The sequence below is a fragment of the Planotetraspora phitsanulokensis genome, from assembly GCF_016863295.1.
In the GTDB taxonomy this organism is placed as follows: domain Bacteria; phylum Actinomycetota; class Actinomycetes; order Streptosporangiales; family Streptosporangiaceae; genus Planotetraspora; species Planotetraspora phitsanulokensis.
Map to the genome: position 1 here is coordinate 19054 of NZ_BOOP01000035.1, position 19406 is coordinate 38459.

The window sequence follows — 19406 nt, forward strand, 5'->3', positions numbered from 1 at the left end:
ACGGCGGGCCACCGGTTACGATCCGAGGCAGTTGATCGTTCGATCTGACAACATCCGCCCCCGATCGAGGGATGTAGTCGCCGTGACCGACGTCGATGACCCGTCAAGGCGCCGCGTGCTCGTCGTGACGGATTCCGTAGCCCCCCGCGTCGACGGGATAGCCTCCTCGACCGGCTCGATGATCCGCGGCCTCGTCGAGCAGAAATGCGCCGTCGCGGTCATCGCGCCGGGCCGGCGCCGCCGTACGAGCGGGACGGACGCGCTCGGCGTCGTCCGATGGGATGTCCGCTCGGTCCAGACGCCGGTGGACGGCTACCCGCTGTCCCTGGCGTCAGCGGGATGGATCGCCCGGCGGATCCGGGAGTTCAGACCCGACGTGGTCTCGATTCAGACCATCGGGCCGCTCGGAGTAGCGGCGCTCCGCGCCGCGGAACGGACCCGGACCCCCGTCGCCCTTTCCTGGCACACCGACTTCGAGGCGTACGTCGAGAAGTACCCCCTGGGGTGGTTGTTCGCGCTTCCCGCCGCCCTCAGTGTGGACGACGGCCACGGCCGTCCCTCACGGCGGGAGATCCTCTCCGCGGTCGCCAGGCGGGAGCCGCACGCGTTCCGGAAGATCCTCACCCGAGGCGCCGCTGCGGCCGACCTCCTGATCGTCCCGTCGGCGAAGACGGCGCAGTACACCGACCTGCTGAACGTCGAGTCCCCCGTGTTCATCCTGCCAACAGGCGTCGAGGCGTCCGAGGTCGGCGGGGAGACGCTGCCGGACGACGTGCGCGCGTCCGTCGACGGTCTCCCGCGGGGGTCGCGCATCGTCTACGTCGGGCGCATGAGCAGGGAGAAGGGGATCGACTTCCTGATGGACGCGTTCGGTCACGTGCTGACCCGGCGCGGCGACGCGACGCTGATCCTCGTCGGGCCCTGCAAGGATCGCGCCACGGGACTCCGGCTGGACGCGGCGCGGGCGCGCTTCGGCTCCAGACTGGTCGTCACGGGGGGTGTGAACCGGAGGGCCCTGCTGGATCTCTACCGCCGGGTGGACGTGTTCGCGACCGCCTCGCTGACGGAGACCCAGGGGATCGCGGCGTGGGAGGCGTCCCTCGCGGGACTTCCCGTCGTCGCGAGAGACGGCGCCCTGCGCGACGAGTCCCCCGAGGTCTTCGAGGAGATGGAGGCGGGGTTCCAGGAGCCGCGGGGGTTCGGCGACGGGATACTGCGAGCGCTCGGACGCGAGGAACCCCGCCCCGCCGGGCCACGTGACCATGTCGGGCTCCCCGCCGCGGAGCGGGCGCGCCTGTTCCTCGAGGCGGTCGATCTGCGGTCGGCCGCGGACGCCACCGCGCCGTGGATCTGTCCCGAGGGGGTGTGGCGACCGGCGGACCGCCCGGTTGACCCTGACACGGTGTGAGGCCGTAGACCGGAGGCACCATGTTCACCATCGGAGACTTCGCCCGCCTCGGCCGCGTGTCCGTGCGCATGCTGCGGCACTACGACGCACTCGGACTGCTCCGGCCCGCCCGGGTCGACCAGGCCAGCGGCTACCGCTACTACGAGGCGGGGCAGCTGTCCCGGCTCAACCGGGTGATCGCGCTCAAGGACCTCGGCCTCAGCCTCCACCAGGTGGGCCAGATCCTCGAGGAGAAGGTCGGCCCCGCCGAACTGCGCGGCATGTTACGGCTCCGCCACGCGGAGCTGGAGGCGCAAGTTGCGGATGACACGGCACGGCTGGCCAGGGTCGAGGCGAGGCTCCGAATGATCGAAACGGAGGGCGCCATGCCCGCGGACATCGTGATCAAGAGTGTTTCGGGGGTTCGCCTCGCCGAGCTGAGCGCCACGGCGGAAAGCTACGAGTCCGACAAGATCGGCCCGGTGATCCAGCCCCTGTACGCGGACCTGTCCGAACGGCTGGACAAGGCCGGGCGCACCATCACCGGCCCGGCGGTCGCCTACTACGAGCCGGTCCCCGAGGGCGTGCGGGTGCACGCCGGCGCCCCCGCGAACCTCGTGCCGGGGAGGACCTACGACTTCGACGTCGTCGACCTGCCGTCCATCGAGCAGGCGGCCACGATCATCCATCACGGGCCGATGGACGACGTGAGCGGCACGTACGAACAACTCGCCCGATGGATCGAAGACAACGGCTATCAAAGCTCGGGAATCGCTCGCGAGGTATATCTCCACTATGGCGATGGCGACCCGGCGTCCTGGGTGACCGAGTTGCAGGAGGCGGTCACCCGCCCCGCGTGACGGAATCCCCTCTGATGATTGGGGGGCTGCAGCCCGGCGACTCGATAACCCGAAAAAAGTTCGCGGCGGCGAACCCGTCTGACCACAACTGATAGACGGCGCCTATCAGGCGATAGTGGATTTCGATTGGACCTGAGGCCGAAATAGCAGGACCGTGCCCTTATAAGAGTCCTGCGATTTGGAAGGGCTGTCCATGACGTCGTCGCCCCCGCAGTCACTGGAAGATCGGGTGCGCTCCATCGTCGCGGAACATCGCGACGATCGGGGCGCTCTGCTTCCGATTCTCCACGCCGTCATGGAAGACATGGGGCACGTCGATCCGGCGGCCATCCCGATCCTCGCCGACGAGTTGAACCTGTCGCGGGCCGATGTGTACGGCGTCATCACCTTTTATCACGACTTCCGGCAGACTCCGCCCGGCCGCAAGACCGTGCGGATCTGCCGGGCCGAGGCATGTCAGGCGGTGGGCGCGGCGCAACTCGCGGACAACGCCAAGGAACGGCTCGGCGTCGGCTTCGGCGAGACGACCCCCGACGGCTCCGTCACCCTGGAGCAGGTCTTCTGCCTCGGCAACTGCGCGACGGGCCCGTCGGTCCAGGTCGACGGGCGGCTGTACGGCCGGGTCAGCCCCGCGCAGCTGGACGGCATGCTGGAGGTGGGCGCATGACCGCCTCCGGACAGGTCGCGACCGTCTACGTGCCCCGCGACTCCGCGGCCCGCTCCGTGGGCGCCGACGAGGTGGCCGACGCCGTCGCGGCCGCCGGACGGCCGGTACGCGTCGTCCGGAACGGCTCTCGCGGCATGTTGTGGCTGGAGCCGCTCGTCGAGGTCGAGACCCCCGCCGGCCGGATCGCGTACGGCCCGGTCGCGCCGGAAGACGTCGAGGGTCTGGTCGCGGCCGGCATGCTCGACGGCGCCGCCGACCACCCGCTCTGCCTGGGCCCGACCGAGGACATCGACTGGTTGCGCGACCAGACGCGCGTCACGTTCACGCGTGTCGGCGTCGTCGATCCGCTCTCGGCCGGGGACTACGTCGCGCACGGGGGGCTGTCCGGGCTGCGCCGCGCCCTGTCGCTCAGCCCCGAACAGGTCGTCGCCGAGGTCACCGAGTCCGGGCTGCGCGGCCGCGGCGGCGCCGGCTTCCCCGCGGGCATCAAGTGGAAGACCGTCCTCGAGGCGGGAGCCGAGCTGAAGTTCGTCTGCTGCAACGCCGACGAGGGCGACAGCGGCACGTTCGCCGACCGCATGCTGATGGAAGGCGACCCGTTCACCCTCATCGAGGGCATGACGATCGCCGCCTGGGCGGTCGGGGCGAGCGAAGGCTACATCTACGTCCGCTCGGAGTACCCGGACGCGATCGCCACCCTCAGGGCCGCGATCGGCACCGCCTACGACCAGGGCTGGCTCGGCAAGCGCGTCCTCGACTCCGAGCTCTCCTTCGACCTGTTCGTCCGCGTCGGCGGGGGCGCGTACATCTGCGGCGAGGAGACCTCCATGCTCGAGAGCCTGGAGGGCAAACGCGGCATGGTCCGCGCCAAGCCGCCGATCCCCGCGCTCGAGGGCCTGTTCGGCAAGCCGACCGTGGTCAACAACGTGCTGACGCTCGGCTCGGTCCCGATGATCCTGGCCGACGGCCCCGCGGCGTACGCCGACCTCGGTGTGGGCCGCTCCCGGGGCACCCAGGTCTTCCAGCTCGGCGGCAACATCGCCAGGGGCGGCATCGTGGAGACCGCCTTCGGCATCACCCTCGGCGACCTGGTCGAGCGCTACGGCGGCGGCACCCGGTCGGGACGGCCGGTGCGCGCCGTCCAGGTGGGCGGACCGCTCGGCGCCTACCTGCCCACGTCGCGGTTCGACCTGCCCATGGACTACGAGGCCTTCGCCGCGGCGGACGCGATGGTCGGCCACGGCGGCGTGGTGGTCTTCGACGACACCGTCGACATGGCGGGCCAGGCGCGGTTCGCCATGGAGTTCTGCGCCGCCGAGTCGTGCGGCAAGTGCACCCCCTGCCGGGTCGGCGCCGTACGAGGCGTGGAGGTCATCGACCGGATCGTCGCGGGCGTGGACCGGAAGAAGAACCTGAAGGTCCTCGGCGACCTGTGCGACCTGATGACCGAGGGCTCGTTGTGCGCCATGGGCGGTCTGACCCCGATGCCGGTGAAGAGCGCCCTCGCGCACTTCCCGGATGACTTCGGAACGACGACGGAGGAGGGCCGATGAGCCTGATCAAGGAGCAGGACTACGGCACGCCGGCCCGCCCGGGTGAGGCGACCGTGTCCGTGGAGATCGACGGCAAGACCGTGCTGGTCCCGGAGGGGACCTCGGTGATGCGCGCCGCCTCCGAGGCCGGCATCGACATCCCCAAACTCTGCGCCACCGACAGCCTCGAACCCTTCGGGTCCTGCCGGCTGTGCCTGGTGGACATCGACGGCCGCAAGGGCTCCCCCGCGTCGTGCACCACGCCGGTGACGCCCGGGATGAAGGTGCGCACCCAGACGCCCAAGCTGGCCGAGCTGCGCCGCGGGGTGATGGAGCTCTACATCTCCGACCACCCCCTGGACTGCCTGACCTGCCCGACGAACGGCGACTGCGAGCTGCAGGACATGGCCGGGGTCGTCGGCCTGCGCGAGGTCCGCTACGGCTTCGATGGCGAGAACCACCTCGACCTGCCGACCGACAGCTCCAACCCGTACTTCGACTACGACGCCAGCAAGTGCATCGCCTGCTCGCGGTGCGTACGCGCCTGTGACGAGGTGCAGGGCACGTTCGCCCTGACGCTCGAGGGCCGCGGCTTCGCCACCAAGATCGCCGCGGGTGCGGGCGGTAGCTTCATGGAGTCTGACTGCGTGTCCTGCGGCGCCTGCGTGCAGGCCTGCCCGACGGCGACGCTGCAGGAGCGTTCCGTGGTCGAGCTGGGCATGCCTACTCGCAGCGTGCTCACCACCTGCGCCTACTGCGGCGTGGGCTGCTCGTTCAAGGCGGAGCTTCGCGGCGACGAGGTCGTCCGCATGGTTCCGTACAAGGACGGCAAGGCCAACGAGGGGCACTCCTGCGTCAAGGGCCGCTTCGCCTTCGGCTACGCCTCCCACCCCGACCGTCAGCTCAAGCCCATGGTGCGTGAGCGGATCACCGACCCGTGGCGTGAGGTGGAGTGGGCGGAGGCCATCGAGCACGTCGGCAGGCGCATGCTCGAGATCCAGGCCCACCACGGCGCCGGCGCGATCGGCGGCATCACCTCCTCCCGCTGCACCAACGAGGAGGTCTACGCCGTACAGAAGATGGTGCGCGCGGCCTTCGGCAACAACAACGTGGACACCTGCGCCCGGGTCTGCCACTCGCCGACCGGATACGGCCTCAAGCAGACGTACGGCACGTCGGCCGGCACCCAGGACTTCAAGTCCGTCGAGAAGGCCGACGTCATCCTCGTGATCGGCGCCAACCCGACCGACGCCCACCCGGTGTTCGCCTCGCGGATCAAGCGCAGGCTGCGCCAGGGCGCCAAACTCATCGTCGCCGACCCGCGCAGGATCGACCTGGTGCGGTCCCCGCACATCGAGGCCCAGCACCACCTGCGCCTGATGCCCGGCACCAACGTGGCGCTGATCAACGCCATGGCGCACGTCGTGGTGACCGAAGGGCTCGTGGACCGCGAGTTCGTCGCGGAGCGCTGCGAGGACTTCGAAGAGTGGGAGCGGTTCATCTCCGGCCCCGAGCACAGCCCGGAGGCCGTCGAGGAGATCACCGGCGTCCCTGCCGCCGAGGTGCGCGCGGCGACCCGCCTCTACGCGAGCGCGTCCAACGCGACGATCATGTACGGCCTCGGCGTCACCGAGCACAGCCAGGGCTCGACCATGGTGATGGGCATGGCCAACCTCGCGATGGCGACCGGCAACATCGGCCGCGAGGGCGTCGGCGTGAACCCGCTGCGCGGCCAGAACAACGTCCAGGGCTCGTGCGACATGGGCTCCTTCCCGCACGAGCTGCCGGGCTACCGCCACGTGTCCGACGACGCGGTGCGGGGCGTCTTCGAGACGTTGTGGGGCCGCACGCTCCAGTCGGAGCCGGGCCTGCGCATCCCCAACATGTTCGACGCGGCGATCGACGGCTCCTTCCGCGCGCTGTTCGTGCAGGGAGAGGACATCGTCCAGTCGGACCCGAACACCAAGCACGTCACCGCCGCGCTGTCGGCTCTGGATCTCGTGGTGGTGCAGGACCTCTTCCTCAACGAGACCTCGAAGTACGCCCACGTCTTCCTGCCGGGCACCTCGTTCCTGGAGAAGGACGGCACGTTCACCAACGCGGAACGCCGGATCAACCGGGTCCGGCCGGTGATGGCGCCGAAGACGGGCAAGCACGAGTGGCAGATCGTGTGCGAGATCGCCCAGGCCATGGGCTACCCGATGAAGTACGACAACGCGGCCCAGATCATGGACGAGATCGCGATCACCACGCCCACCTTCGCGGGGGTCTCGTTCGCCAAGCTCGACCAGGTCGGCAGCGTGCAGTGGCCCTGCAACGACAAGGCGCCCGAGGGCACGCCGATCATGCACATCGACGGGTTCGTCCGGGGCAGGGGCCGGTTCGTCGACACGGTCTACGTGCCGACGCAGGAGCGCAGCACCAGGAAGTTCCCGCTGATCCTCACCACCGGCCGCATCCTGTCCCAGTACAACGTCGGCGCCCAGACCCGGCGCACCGGCAACACGGCCTGGCATCCGGAGGACCTGCTGGAGATGCACCCCCACGACGCCGAGGTACGCGGCGTCCGCGACGGCGACACCGTCTCGCTGACCAGTCGGGTCGGTGAGACCAGTCTTCGGGTGAAGATCGACGACCGGATGCCGGTCGGAGTCGTCTACACGACCTTCCACCACCCGGTGACGGGGGCCAACGTGGTGACGACCGAGCACTCGGACTGGGCGACCAACTGTCCCGAGTACAAGGTCACCGCGGTCGAGGTCGCGCTACGGAATCCCGCTCCGGCACCGGCCGCTCCGGCGATGGCGGAGTGAGACCGTGACGACGACGCACACGCCCCCGCACATCCGCCTGGCCAACGAGATCTCGGCGCAGTTCCAGCAGCGGGATCCGGCCGCCGCGGCGCAGGAGATCGCCCAGCACATCCGGGCCTTCTGGGACCCCCGGATGCGGGCCAAACTGATCGCCGACGCGGGCGCCCCCGGCAGCGGCCTGGACCCCCTGGCCGTCGCCGCCGCCGCCCTGTTGCCGCCGGCGACCGGCGGCTGAAGGCGGGATTCGACGCCGGCCCGTTGGACGATCAGCGGGCCGGCGACCGGGATGCCTGCGGTCGGCGGTCGGCGGGGCGAGAGTAACGTCGCACTTGAGATGTGATTTGGCCACGACCAAGGGGGAGTCGCCATGAACATCTACACCGTCGAACTCAAGAACCAGCCCGGGGAGTTGGCCCACGTCTGCGAGGTGCTCGGCCGCGACGGCGTCAACATCGAACTGGCCGGAGTGACCGCGGGCGATCACGGAGTCGTCTGCTTCACCGCATCTGACGAGTCGGCCGCCAGCGCCTCGCTGGAGGGCGCCGGCATCGACTACTCGGCTCACCCCGCGCTTCAGATCACCTGCGTCGACGAACCCGGCGAGGGGGGCAGGTTCGCCCGCAAACTGGCGAACGCCAACGTCAACGTGGAGTGGCTGGTGCCGATGTCGATCTGCCAGGGCAAGGCCGTCATGGCGCTGTCGGTCGACAGGATGGACGAGGCGCGCACCGCGCTGGGCAGCCTGATCTCCGGATAGGCGAACACATCTGAGCGGACGAGGCCACACCCGGCCCGTTCGCTCAGGCATGTCCCGCCCTCGACGATCAGGCGGCCTGGCCCGCGGCGGGGTCGAGGTAGGCGAAGTCGCCGGCCGCCGCGTACAGACGCCAGCTGAGACTCCGGGGACGGGCGACGACGAAGACCTGGACGCCGTGATCGGCGAGCCACCGCGCCAGGTCGGCGAAGTAGCCGTCACCCGACCCGATGACGACGCGCTCGAACCGCAGATCCACCCGATCGGCGAGTGCCGCCTCGGACAGCGCGCTGTCCGCGCCGTCGGGGCCGGAGCGCATGAGCAACTGCACACCATGGAAGGCCAGACCCACTCCGACGAGCGCGTTGTGGTTGACCCCGACCATGAACTGGTCCATCGGGCCGATCAGCACCAGCCGGCGATAGGCGTCCATGACGTGTTCGACCTCTGCCGTGCTGGGCCGGGCGCAGCCCGCCAGGTTCTCGATGTCCAGCAGATGGATCGCACGTCCCTGTCGCAGAGATCGCATCGCTCACTCCCATCACCAGCGTTGTGCCATGAAACGGTAATACTGGAAATTAATGGAAGCAAGTGGAATCCATGGGTTTCCCGTGGGACCTCTGATACGCTGCGGGACCGTGGAACTAGACGCTCTGGAAAAACGCATCGCCGAGCTTCGTTCGGAGATACGGGCCGCCAAAGCCGCCGGGGAGCACGCGACCGTCCGGTCGTTGCGTGCCGAGCTCCGCAAGACCGAGCGCGCCTGGGACGTCGCACTGGAGCCCGAGCCCGAACCGGCCAAGGCTCCGCTGCTCCCCGTGCGTGAGCAGGTCCATCAGGCGCTGACCCTGCTCGGCGTGCCGACGGCCACCAAAATGATCGTGACGGTCAACGAGGCCTTCTTCGCCGGCCACATCGCCACCAGTCAGCTGACCAGCCTGCGCCGGGATGAGGAGAAGTCCTTCCGCAGCTCCCCGTTCGCCCGGCCGTACTACCTGTGCGCCGCGCTGACCTCCGAACTGCTGTCGCCGGCACGCGGGCTGTTGGCCGTCAGCACCTGGCCGATGCCGACCCGCATCATCGGACCGCTCAGCCCCCGTGCGGACTTCCTGACCTCGGCCACCCGCATCGCGGAGCACATCATGCGGCTCACCGGCGCGGGCGAGGACGCCTCGCCGTCCGCCTACCGCCTGCTGACCCGGATGGCGCAGAACATCCCGGGAGCCGTGGACGGATTCGACCAGGCCGATCCCACTCAGGTGATCGCCGCCGCCGGCGCCGAACTGGCCGTTCACGAGGAGAGCGACGCCAGTCACCGCGACGAGGCCGCCCGACGCGCGGAGCGACAACTGAACGAGGTCAGGCAACTTTTCGGCGCCGGCCTGAAGACGGCGAGGACCGCGTGACCCGTCTCGACACGCTCCGCGGCCCCGCCGAGCCCCTCGACCACAACGCCCGCACCATCGCCGCCCTCGCCGTCAACCCCGGCTGCGACCGGCGCGCCCTCCTGGACGCCGCCGGGGTCGACAAGCAGAGAACGGCCACCCATCTCGGCTTTCCCGCGCCGTTCGGGCAGTCTCCGTTCGCCATCACCAGGGCCAAGTCCTTCGACGCCCTCGTCAAGGCGAACGGCTGCGCCCACCTGCTGCGTCTGCTGCGCAGCACGCTCGACCTGTCGATCTCCGAGGCGTCCTACTCCGACATCTCCGACGTCGGCGGCAACGACGACCACCAGGTGCGGCACACCCGCACGCGGGCGCTGCTCAAGCGAGCCGCCACCGACGGCGACGGAGCCGGCACCCTCTTCGACCACCCGCTGCTCAAGCTCACCGTCGCGGGCCACGAGGTCTACCTCGAGCCGGCCGTCATCGCCTTCCAGATCGAAGGCCGCTTCCACATCGTGGAGATCAAGTCCTTCGCCGTCATCGACGACCAGGCCGACGCCGGACAAGTCGCGGCGGCCGCCCGCCAGTCCGCGGTCTACGTGCACGCGCTGCGTGCGCTGTTCACCGCCGAGGGGCTCGACCCCGGGCGGATCTCGCACAATGTCGTGCTCGTCTGCCCCAAGGACTTCGCCAACCACCCCACCGCGACGCTGCTCGACGTCCGCCAGCAGCTGGCCGCGCTCGAGCGGCAGCTGTCCCGGCTGACCCGCATCGACCGCATCCTCGACGAGCTGCCGATCGGGATCACCTTCGACCTCGAGACGCAGTCGCCGGACGAGGTCGGCAAGGCCGTCGCCACCGTCGGCGCGCGGTTCGCACCCGAATGCCTGGCGAGCTGTGAGATGTCCCTCTTCTGCCGTGCCGAGGCACGTGACCGCGAATCGACGGACGTGCTCGGGCGTGCCGCCAGAGACGAGTTGGGCGGCATCGAGTCCATCCCCGCCGTCCTCGGACTGGCCGACGACAGCCGGCCGCCGTCCCCCGAACAGCTCGAAATCGCCGAACAGCTGCGCTACGTCCGGCGGATCTACACCGAGGCCGTCGCATGAGCATCATGAGCTCCTACGCGCGGGCGTTGGCCGTACAGAACGGGCGGGCGCAGCCCGTCGCGACCGTCCGGCACCTGCATCTGTCGGCCACACCGATGGTCTTCATCCCCCTGAAGCTCGCCGGCGAGGCCGCGGCGCCGCTGGCCGCGCTGGTCGGCACCGACCCGGCGAACCCGCGGCTCCTGGTCGTCCCCCAACCTCGCAACCGCGACCTGCGCTTCGCCTTCATGGCCGAACTCGCCGAAGTCCTGCTGCCTTACATCGAGGGCCTGGCCGGGGTCACCGAGACCGTCGAGGCGAAGACCCCGTACGAACGATGCGCGGACGCACCGCAACTCCTGGTGCCCAACCGCGGCGGCATCGCCTTCACCAAGCTGCTCGGCCGCTCCACCAGATTCCGGCGCACCGACGGCCCCTACCCGGTGCACCCTTCCGTGCCGGTCCTCGGCCAGTGGCTGACCTTCCTCTCCGAGCGAGCCGAATACGCGGGATCGTCAGCGTTGGTCTCCATGACCGACGCGCTCGCCCTCCACTGGGCCACCGGGCAGAGCTCGATGGAGGACGCCAACCTCGCCACGCAGCTCGCCTGGATCGCTCCGCCCGAAGGACTGGACGGCCCGGAGGCGGCCCTGGTCGCCGAGGACCCGCTCACCTCACCACCGGCCGGGCCTGAGACGCATCCCGACTTCGACGGCCAGGTACTGGAGTACGCGATTCAGGCATTCGAGACGTCGGGGTCGGCCGCTCAGGTCCGCGAGGCGCTGCGGAGCCAACTGGAGCCGACCTGGACGCTCATGTGGCAGGGCGTTCGATTACTGCGCGAGCTTCCCGAAGCCGCGACGGTCGAGGCCCGTTGGGCGAGGGACCGTGATCAGTTCACCCGTGAGACCGCCCGCCTCGCCGAGGGAGGCTTCCCACGGGGCCGCGTCGACGGCGCCGTAAGCGCGGCCATCCGCCTGGCCGACCTGGAATCCGCCCTGCAGGCCTATGAAGCACAACGTGCCTTCGACGACCCCCTCGTCATGATCGAACACCGGGTCGCCGGCAAGGCCTTCTCCGGGGAGGTCGTCGCGGTGGACGCGACCCGGCGGATCGTGCCCGCCGGCAAGACCCGTGCGGCCCCGCGACCCCTCGTCACGATCCGCACCAGCGACCCCGTACGGCTCTCGCCCGGCAGGAGGCTCGTCTCCAGCCGCAATCGCAAGCAGAGGACCGAGATCGTCGACATCACCGGCGACCTCGTCGTCATTCAGGTCAACGACCAGATGGGCCGCGGCGCCACCCCGGCTCCCGGCAGCGTTCCCGAGGTCGGCGACGTCGTCTGCTACGCCGAACTCGACCCCAGCGGAGGGCAACGTCCGCGTCTGCCCGCCGGCGAGGACACCCCGTGGACGCACGGCGGACCACCCGAGCCCTATGTCCCGACCGACGAGGACGCCCAGGAGGCCTGGTCATGATCACGCTGACTCCCGGGCAGGCGGCGGCGGAGGCGACCGAAGCCATCCTGGCCGACTTCATGGGCGGCCCACACCGGGGCGTCATCGTGGACTCCCCGCCCGGAGCCGGCAAGACGACCCTGGTCGTCACCGCGGCCACGACCCTCGCCGACTCCGGCGAACGGCTCATGATCGTGGCGCAGACCAACGAGCAGGTCGACGACCTCACGGACAAGCTGGCGACCAAGGCCCCCACGCTGTCCATCGGCCGCCTGCACAGCGACGGATTCTCCGTACCGTCCCGAGTGACGCGGCATCCGGGCGTCACCGCTTCCAACAAGATCGACCAGGTCGAGTCGTGCGCGGTGGTGATAGCCACGGCCGACAAGTGGGCCTACGTGTCCGGCCACTCCTGGAGCTGGGCGATCGTCGACGAGGCGTACCAGATGCGCTCCGACAAGCTGCTGGCCATCGCCGCCCTGTTCGACCGCGCCCTGTTCGTCGGCGACCCCGGCCAGCTCGACCCCTTCTCCGTCGTTGACACCGAACGCTGGGCAGGCCTCGCCTGGGACCCGATGCAGAGCGCCGTCGCCGTCATCGGACGCCTCAACGACCTGCCCGTACACCGGCTGCCCGTCTCGTGGCGGCTGCCGGCGAGTGCCGCTCCCCTCGTGTCCGAGGCGTTCTATCCGTTCGCGTCGTTCCGGTCCGGTACGGCTGCCGCCGACCGCGAGCTTCAGCTCACCACCGCCGGTTTCCCCGTGCCCTGGGACCGCACACTCAACGAGGCCGCCGCCACGGGGTGGGCGCTCCACGAACTGCCGAGCCGGCACACGATCCGCACCGACGCCGAGGCCGTACAGGCCTGCGCGGGCCTGGCCACCCGCCTGCTGCAACGAGGAGCCGTCGCCCACGACGAGAACGGCTCCCATGACGTGGGCCCCGACCGCATCGCCATCGGCTGCGCGCACACCGATCAGGTCGCCGCGATCCGGGCGGCCGGCACGCCGGCCGGGGTCACCGTCGACACCGCCAACCGGCTTCAGGGCCGCGAATACGACGTCACCATCGTCTTGCACCCGTTGTCGGGGCGACGCGACGCCACCGCGTTCCACCTCGAATCGGGCCGCCTCTGCGTGCTCACCTCACGCCACCGCCACGCCTGCATCGTCGTCGCCCGAGCGGGAATCGCCGAACTGCTCGACAACCATCCGTCCACGGGACGCGTCCAGCTCAACGTTCCCGTCAAGTTCCCCGACGGCTGGGAGGCCAACCACGCCGTCCTCGCCCATCTGTCCAACCACCGTGTCGGAGCCTGAGCGCGGCATTACCTCGCCATGATCACCGTACGCTGTCGGTCAAGATCACCCCCCGAAATGTCTTGAAGAGAAGGCGCCTTGTCGTGGAAGACGCACCAGTTCTGGGCCTGTACGACTCGCTGCTCACTCGCCGTCTCGCTCAGCGCGTAGCCAGTTGGCGCGACTTAGGCCATGCCGTCGAGACCTCCCGGGTGGATGGGGAGGAGGTCGCCCATCTTCTCGGCCGGTTCATCGGAGAGACCGCGGCGCGAGCCCTGGCCACGATCAAAGACACCGACGAGCAGCTCAAACTCGCCAACACACTCCTGGGGCACTTGGCCGACCCCGAAACTGTCGAAGACGGCCCGAACAGGCTGCTGTCCGTCATTAGGAACGGACCCGACGCCGCGTCGCCCCAGCGGCCGCTGACGTCGCTGTCGGAAGCCGCGCTGCTCACCAACGCGCGGGAAGATCCGAACCTGGCCCACGAGCTTGCGGCCGAGTTGGCCAGCGCCGATCGAGTCGATCTGCTCTGTGCGTTCGTCAAATGGTCCGGCCTGCGCATTCTGGAAAAGCCGCTCACAGAACTTCAGCGGCGCGGTGTGCCGCTGCGTGTCATCACCACCACCTACATGGGCGCGACCGAACGACGTGCGCTGGACCGGCTCGTGAGGGACTTCGGGGCCGAGGTCCGGATCAGTTACGAGCAGAACGCCACCCGTCTGCATGCCAAAGCCTGGCTGCTACGTCGTCGTACCGGCTTCGACACCGCCTACGTCGGCAGCTCCAACCTGTCTCGCGCAGCTCTGCTGGACGGCCTGGAATGGAACGTCCGCCTCTCATCAGTGGCCACCCCACGACTGCTTGACAAGTTCGAGGGCACCTTCGACTCGTACTGGAATCGGCCGCAGTTCGAAACCTACGACCCCGAGACCGACGGCGACCGAGTCGACGAGGCGTTGTCCCGCGCCCAGGCGGGCAAGCGTATTTTCGACATTCCCGCGCTGGTCCCGCACCCTTTCCAACACCAGCGACAGATGCTGGAAGACCTCGACGTGCAGCGCACCCTGCACGACAGGCACCGCAACCTGCTCGTGGCCGCCACCGGGACCGGTAAGACCGTGGTGGCCGCCTTCGACTACCGCAACCTGCAACAACGCCTCGGACGGCAACCGTCGCTCCTGTTCGTCGCGCACCGCAGGGAAATCCTGGCGCAGGCGCTGCGCACCTATCGGCAGGTGCTGGCCGTACCGGATTTCGGCGAACTGCACGTCGGCGAAGACCGGTCCCGGCAGTGGCGGCACGTGTTCGCTTCCATCCAGTCGCTCACCTCGCGTGGCATCGACAGCTTCGATCCCCGCCACTTCGACGTCGTGGTGATCGACGAGTTTCACCACGCTGCCGCCCGCACGTACCGACAGGTCATCGACCACCTCAAGCCCAAGGAATTGCTCGGGCTCACCGCCACCCCGGAAAGGGCCGACGGCACCTGGGTCCACGACGAGTTCTTCGACGGGCGTATCGCCTCCGAACTGCGGCTCTGGGACGCCCTGGACGCCGATCTGCTCTGCCCGTTCCACTACTTCGGAATCAACGACGAGACCGACTTCCGTAGCGTGGCGTGGTCACGTGGCGCCTACCTCAGCAGCGAGCTCGACAACATCCTCACCGGTGACACGGCTCGCGCCCGACTGGTGTTCAACGCGCTGCTGGACAAGGCCAGCGACCTTGACGCGGTCCGCGGCCTGGGCTTCTGCATATCGGTCCGGCATGCGCACTTCATGGCTGATTTCTTCACCCAGAACGGCTTGCCGTCGTTGGCCGTCGACGGATCGACCGACGACGCCGATCGCCGGGCGGCGCTGAGCGCTCTGCGTGACGGCAAGGTGACATTCCTTTTCGCGGTGGACCTCTTCAACGAGGGTCTAGATGTTCCGGACGTCAACACACTGCTCCTGCTCCGGCCCACCGAGAGTGCGACAGTGTTCCTCCAGCAGCTTGGCCGCGGTCTTCGCCGTACGCCCGACAAGGATGTGCTGACCGTGCTGGATTTCGTGGGCCAGCACCGCAAGGAGTATCGATTCGCGACCCGTTTCCAGGCGTTGACGGGGCACGCCCGAGGGCGCCTGGAGGGCCAGGTGAAAGACGACTTTCCCCTGCTACCGACGGGCTCCCAGATCGTCTTGGACCGGGTCACCAAGGACCGTCTGCTTGCCGAGCTCAAAATCCATCTCAACGCCACGGTCACGACGCTGTCGCAGGAGATTCGTTCCTGTGCGGAGACATCCCTCATCGGCTATCTCGAGGCCAGTGGTCGCGACATCGGCGACGTCTATCGCAACCAGCGTTACTGGACCTCGCTGCTGCGCCGCGCCGGGCTCGTCAAGGAAACCGCCTCCCCCATGGAGGAGGCACTCGGGCGGCGCGTGCGAGCACTTCTCCACGTGGACGATCAGCGCCGGGCCGACGCGTACATCAGACTGCTACGCCCCGACGGTCCCGAATACGACCGGTGCTCACCCGCCGACCAGGCGTTCATCCGCATGTTGTTCTTCTCGTTCTGGCGTGATGGAGGCGGCTTCGCCTCCTACGGCGAAGGTCTCGCCCGGCTTCGAGCGGAATCCGCGCTGTGCGCGGAGATCCAGCAGGTCATCGCTTATGGCGTGGAGCGTCCACGCCACGTCGCCAAACCCCTGCCCGACCCGCTGGAGCAGGTACCGCTCGCGATCAACGCTCACTACTCCTCTGACGAGATCCTCGCGGGCCTCGGCTGGGCGGCGTTGGGCGGACCTGTACCGTCCACCATGCGCGAAGGCGTCGCGTGGATTCCGGCCACTCAGTGCGATGCACTCCTCGTGACCCTTCGCAAGAACGAGAAGGAGTTTTCTCCTCAGACCATGTACCGGGACTTCGCTCTCACCCCATCGCTCTTTCACTGGGAATCCCAGTACCGGACCAGCGCCCATTCATCTACGGGCCTCCGGTACCAGAACCACGAGCGAAACGGCAGCCATGTGCTGCTATTCACCAGGGAAGGCAAGGAGAACGAGAGCCGACACCCGGAACCTTTCGTTTTCCATGGCACCGCACGCTACGTGGAGCACCGTGGCGAACGGCCCATGGCCGTGACCTGGAAACTTGATGAGGAGATGCCCACCGATCTATTCCGCCGCGCTGCCATCGCAGGGTGAAGCAGATCGCCGGCCCAGGTGTCTCCGTGCCGTATATGCCGTACCTCCTTCGGGACTGCGGCCTGAATCCCGCTCGCTCTGATGGAGCGACATGCCCGCGTCGATAGTCGCCGCGTCTCGCACAATGCAGTTTGAGGTCGCGGGTTACTGGAAATGCGGGGGATGATTTCGATCGTGATGGAGCGATCGCGCGGACGAGTATGAAGGACGTCGATCTGGGGGGGCGGCAGGACGCGTATGACAGCTCGGCCCGAGAACGTCCACCAGGCGCGGATCCTTCGCCTGTTACGGCAAGAGGGGCCCCGTTCACGGGCCGAGTTGGGCGACGTGGTCCGGCTCTCCCGATCCAAGCTGGCTCTGGAATTCGATCGACTCTCGGCGCTCGGCCTCGTGGAGCAGGCCGGCCTCGCGGCGTCTCGTGGCGGGCGGCGGTCCGGCGTCGTCCGAATCGCCTCGCATCTGCGGTTCGTCGGCATCGACGTCGGCGCAACGTCGATCGACGTAGCGATCACCAACGGTGAGCTCCAGGTGCTCGACCATCTGTCCGAACCGGCGGACGTCCGCGCCGGTCCGACCGCCGTCCTGAACCAGGCGCTGAAACTGCTCGGCGACCTCCGCTCCAGGGAGACGGCCGCCGAGATCCACGGCGTCGGCATCGGCCTCCCCGGACCCGTCAGCTTCCGCGAGGGCGTGCCCGTCTCACCGCCGATCATGCCGGGCTGGGACCGTTTCCCGGTCCGGGAGGTGATGAGCGAGGAGCTGGGCTGCCCTGTGCTCGTGGACAACGACGTCAACACCATGGCGCTGGGCGAACTCCACGCCGGGCTGGCCAGGTCCGTCGGCGACTTCCTCCTGGTCAAGATCGGGACTGGCATCGGGTGCGGGATCGTCGTCGACGGCGAGATCTACCGCGGCGTGTCCGGCAGCGCCGGCGACATCGGTCACATCCGCGCCGGCGAACACGGCCCCACCTGCGCCTGCGGCAACACCGGCTGCCTGGAGGCCTACTTCGGCGGCGCGGCCCTGGCTCGGGATGCCACGATCGCGGCGCGCTCGCGCCGCTCGATCTTCCTCAGCGAACGGCTGGCGGAGAAGGAATCGCTCACCGCCGAGGACGTCGGGGCGGCAGCGGCCTCTGGCGACGCCGACGCCGTACGGATGATCCGTGACGGAGGCAGGCGCGTCGGCGAGGTGCTCGCGGGTCTCGTGAGCTTCTTCAACCCCGGCCTCGTGATCATCGGAGGCGGCCTGGCCGGGCTCGGTCACGCTCTGCTCGCGGAGATCCGCGGTGTCGTCTACCAGCGGTCACTGCCGCTGGCGACGGGAAACCTGCCCATCGTCGTCTCCGAGCTGGGGGGCACCGCGGGGGTCATCGGAGCCGCGGGCTTGATCAGCGACCATCTGCTCTCCGCATCCCCCTGACGACAGCCGGAAAGATCGCTGACCAGGATGCCCAGGTGGGCGAGTGCGCCCGCCTGACACTTTGTCCTCAATCAAGACAAAGTAAGAGCAATCTGAACGAAACCCATTCCAATCCCGAAAAAAGCGTCGTAACTTCCATGTCAAGATCTCCGCAAAGGACCGATGGGAGCTACGTGAGCCCGACGACGACGGCTGTGGTGACCGTCCGGGCGGTGACCGCTCCGCGAGCCCGGTCCGACGCAGGAAGGGAGTCATAGCGGCTCAGGCATCGGGGGAACAAGCACGCGATTCCGACCTTTTGGAGTCAGGAAAGACATGACTGCACACGAAGAAGAGATCCAGTCCGCCGGAGCACTGCGCCGCGGCTTAGGCCTCAACCGACGTCAGTTCCTCGCAGCCACAACGGGACTCACCGCGGCGGCGACCGTCGCGGGCATGGGCCCGCTGTCGTCCGTCGCGCACGCGGCCGCCAAGGGCGGCACGCTGGTGCCACCGGGCAAGCGCGGCATCATCCTCTACACCGTCCGCGACGCGATCTCCCGCGACCCCCGGTCGACCACCCTGCCCTCCGGCTTCCGCCCGGTCTTCGAGGAGCTGTCCCGGATCGGCTTCAGTCAGGTGGAGTTCGCCGGGTACGGCCAGCACGCGAACAGCGAGGGCGGCGCCAACCTGGAGACCGTCGAGGGCGCCCGGCTCCTTCGCGGGTGGCTCGACGACAACGGTCTCGAGGCCGAGGGCAACCACGGCTTCATCCCCGGTTCGTGGCCTCTCAGCACGGCCGACCTCGACCGGTTCAAGCTGCACCTGGAGATCGCCAACATCCTGGGCTTCGGGCACGTGGGCACCGGCAACGACCCGACCGGCAGCGCCTACAAGGCCGACTGGGACGTGGCCGCCGACAAGTGGAACGCCCTCGGCGAGATCGCCACGAATGCCGGGCTCAAGCTGTACACGCACAACCACGACGTCGCCTACAACTTCCTCCTCGACAGCGGGCCTCTGGACGCCCAGGGCCGGCCCACCCGCTCCTCCGGCATCCGCCGGCTCGAGTACTTCCTGCAGATCACCAACCCCGAGCACGTCTGGCTGGAGATGGACATCTTCTGGGCGCATGTGGCCCAGTTCAAGTACCGCAACTACACCGCGCCGGACGGCTCGGCGCAGACCAACGTCTTCAACCCGCTCGGCGTCGTGCAGAAGCAGACCAAGCGGTTCCCCCTCTTCCACGCCAAGGACGGCAGGTCCAACCCGGCGACGGGCAACGGCTACGACATGGTGCCGTTCGGCACCGGCGACATCGACTACACCACCTTCTTCTCCCAGATGGGCGCGAAGGGCTACCACAACCCGATGTACGAGCAGGACAACGCGCCCGGAGGCTCGGCCAACCCGAACCAGTCGCTCGAGTTCTCCGAGATCAGCTACGACAACATGGCCGCGCTGCGCGCACCCAGGGGCTGACGCGAAACGCCTGACCAGCGAAACGCCTGAGATACGGCACACGAGCGGCTGAGAAGGCCCCTCGAGCATTCCGGCGGACCGCCACGTTCTC

15 protein-coding genes are annotated in these 19406 nt (G+C 68.7%); 14 read left to right on the forward strand and 1 reads right to left on the reverse strand.

The window, feature by feature from the left end; translation table 11 throughout:
* The first annotated feature begins 82 nt into the window (after positions 1 to 82).
* The 7 genes from Pph01_RS32770 to Pph01_RS32800 all read left to right on the forward strand — a co-directional run bounded on the left by Pph01_RS32770 (position 83) and on the right by Pph01_RS32800 (position 8016).
* Positions 83 to 1408, forward strand: a complete 1326-nt coding sequence (locus tag Pph01_RS32770; protein ID WP_204077067.1) for a glycosyltransferase — start codon at positions 83 to 85, stop codon at positions 1406 to 1408.
* A gap of 20 nt (positions 1409 to 1428) precedes the next feature.
* Complete coding sequence (locus Pph01_RS32775; RefSeq protein WP_204077068.1) at positions 1429 to 2247, forward strand: MerR family transcriptional regulator; 819 nt, start codon at positions 1429 to 1431, stop codon at positions 2245 to 2247.
* Positions 2248 to 2440: 193 nt separating this feature from the next.
* The gene (locus Pph01_RS32780; protein WP_204077069.1) at positions 2441 to 2914 is read left to right on the forward strand and encodes a formate dehydrogenase subunit gamma; all 474 of its coding nucleotides are present in this window, start codon (positions 2441 to 2443) and stop codon (positions 2912 to 2914) included.
* Positions 2911 to 4467, forward strand: coding sequence for a formate dehydrogenase beta subunit (locus Pph01_RS32785; RefSeq protein WP_204077070.1), 1557 nt, complete (start codon positions 2911 to 2913; stop codon positions 4465 to 4467). Before Pph01_RS32780 ends, Pph01_RS32785 begins: the two co-directional genes overlap by 4 nt.
* A complete protein-coding gene (gene fdhF, locus Pph01_RS32790; RefSeq protein ID WP_204077071.1) occupies positions 4464 to 7259 on the forward strand; it encodes a formate dehydrogenase subunit alpha in 2796 nt (931 codons plus the stop codon). Before Pph01_RS32785 ends, fdhF begins: the two co-directional genes overlap by 4 nt.
* Positions 7260 to 7263: 4 nt before the next feature.
* The gene (locus Pph01_RS32795; protein WP_204077072.1) at positions 7264 to 7494 is read left to right on the forward strand and encodes a formate dehydrogenase subunit delta; all 231 of its coding nucleotides are present in this window, start codon (positions 7264 to 7266) and stop codon (positions 7492 to 7494) included.
* Between the two features lie 132 nt (positions 7495 to 7626).
* Positions 7627 to 8016 (forward strand): hypothetical protein, encoded by a 390-nt coding sequence (locus tag Pph01_RS32800; RefSeq protein WP_204077073.1) that lies wholly within the window; start codon positions 7627 to 7629, stop codon positions 8014 to 8016.
* A gap of 67 nt (positions 8017 to 8083) precedes the next feature.
* Here the strand turns inward: Pph01_RS32800 and Pph01_RS32805 are convergent, their stop codons facing one another.
* A complete protein-coding gene (locus tag Pph01_RS32805) occupies positions 8084 to 8542 on the reverse strand; it encodes an NYN domain-containing protein (protein WP_204077074.1) in 459 nt (152 codons plus the stop codon).
* Between the two features lie 109 nt (positions 8543 to 8651).
* On the opposite strand from Pph01_RS32805, the gene Pph01_RS32810 reads away from it, so the two are divergent.
* The 7 genes from Pph01_RS32810 to Pph01_RS32840 all read left to right on the forward strand — a co-directional run bounded on the left by Pph01_RS32810 (position 8652) and on the right by Pph01_RS32840 (position 19315).
* Positions 8652 to 9419 carry a hypothetical protein gene (locus tag Pph01_RS32810; RefSeq protein WP_204077075.1) on the forward strand — a complete coding sequence of 256 codons (768 nt, stop codon included), beginning with the start codon at positions 8652 to 8654 and terminating at the stop codon, positions 9417 to 9419.
* Complete coding sequence (locus Pph01_RS32815; protein ID WP_204077076.1) at positions 9416 to 10507, forward strand: hypothetical protein; 1092 nt, start codon at positions 9416 to 9418, stop codon at positions 10505 to 10507. The genes Pph01_RS32810 and Pph01_RS32815 overlap by 4 nt, the downstream gene beginning before the upstream one ends.
* Positions 10508 to 10512: 5 nt before the next feature.
* Positions 10513 to 11964 carry a hypothetical protein gene (locus Pph01_RS32820; protein WP_239117185.1) on the forward strand — a complete coding sequence of 484 codons (1452 nt, stop codon included), beginning with the start codon at positions 10513 to 10515 and terminating at the stop codon, positions 11962 to 11964.
* Positions 11961 to 13262 (forward strand): AAA family ATPase, encoded by a 1302-nt coding sequence (locus Pph01_RS32825; protein ID WP_204077078.1) that lies wholly within the window; start codon positions 11961 to 11963, stop codon positions 13260 to 13262. The genes Pph01_RS32820 and Pph01_RS32825 overlap by 4 nt, the downstream gene beginning before the upstream one ends.
* Positions 13263 to 13345: 83 nt before the next feature.
* Positions 13346 to 16432, forward strand: a complete 3087-nt coding sequence (locus Pph01_RS32830; protein WP_204077079.1) for a DEAD/DEAH box helicase — start codon at positions 13346 to 13348, stop codon at positions 16430 to 16432.
* 237 nt (positions 16433 to 16669) lie between these two features.
* The gene (locus Pph01_RS32835) at positions 16670 to 17854 is read left to right on the forward strand and encodes an ROK family transcriptional regulator (RefSeq protein ID WP_204077080.1); all 1185 of its coding nucleotides are present in this window, start codon (positions 16670 to 16672) and stop codon (positions 17852 to 17854) included.
* A 315-nt stretch (positions 17855 to 18169) separates the two neighbouring features.
* On the forward strand, positions 18170 to 19315 hold the full coding sequence (locus tag Pph01_RS32840; RefSeq protein ID WP_204077081.1) for a sugar phosphate isomerase/epimerase family protein: 1146 nt from the start codon (positions 18170 to 18172) through the stop codon (positions 19313 to 19315).
* Positions 19316 to 19406 lie beyond the last annotated feature (91 nt).

What these genes read in the sequence shown, in the direction of transcription:
- Pph01_RS32775 (WP_204077068.1), top strand. Translation starts at nt 1,429, where the DNA reads ATGTTCACCATCGGAGACTTCGCCCGCCTCGGCCGCGTGTCCGTGCGC.
- Pph01_RS32800 (WP_204077073.1), top strand. Translation starts at nt 7,627, where the DNA reads ATGAACATCTACACCGTCGAACTCAAGAACCAGCCCGGGGAGTTGGCC.
- fdhF (WP_204077071.1), top strand. Translation starts at nt 4,464, where the DNA reads ATGAGCCTGATCAAGGAGCAGGACTACGGCACGCCGGCCCGCCCGGGT.
- Pph01_RS32840 (WP_204077081.1), top strand. Translation starts at nt 18,170, where the DNA reads ATGACTGCACACGAAGAAGAGATCCAGTCCGCCGGAGCACTGCGCCGC.
- Pph01_RS32835 (WP_204077080.1), top strand. Translation starts at nt 16,670, where the DNA reads ATGACAGCTCGGCCCGAGAACGTCCACCAGGCGCGGATCCTTCGCCTG.
- Pph01_RS32780 (WP_204077069.1), top strand. Translation starts at nt 2,441, where the DNA reads ATGACGTCGTCGCCCCCGCAGTCACTGGAAGATCGGGTGCGCTCCATC.
- Pph01_RS32825 (WP_204077078.1), top strand. Translation starts at nt 11,961, where the DNA reads ATGATCACGCTGACTCCCGGGCAGGCGGCGGCGGAGGCGACCGAAGCC.
- Pph01_RS32820 (WP_239117185.1), top strand. Translation starts at nt 10,513, where the DNA reads ATGAGCTCCTACGCGCGGGCGTTGGCCGTACAGAACGGGCGGGCGCAG.
- Pph01_RS32785 (WP_204077070.1), top strand. Translation starts at nt 2,911, where the DNA reads ATGACCGCCTCCGGACAGGTCGCGACCGTCTACGTGCCCCGCGACTCC.
- Pph01_RS32805 (WP_204077074.1), bottom strand. Translation starts at nt 8,542, where the DNA reads ATGCGATCTCTGCGACAGGGACGTGCGATCCATCTGCTGGACATCGAG.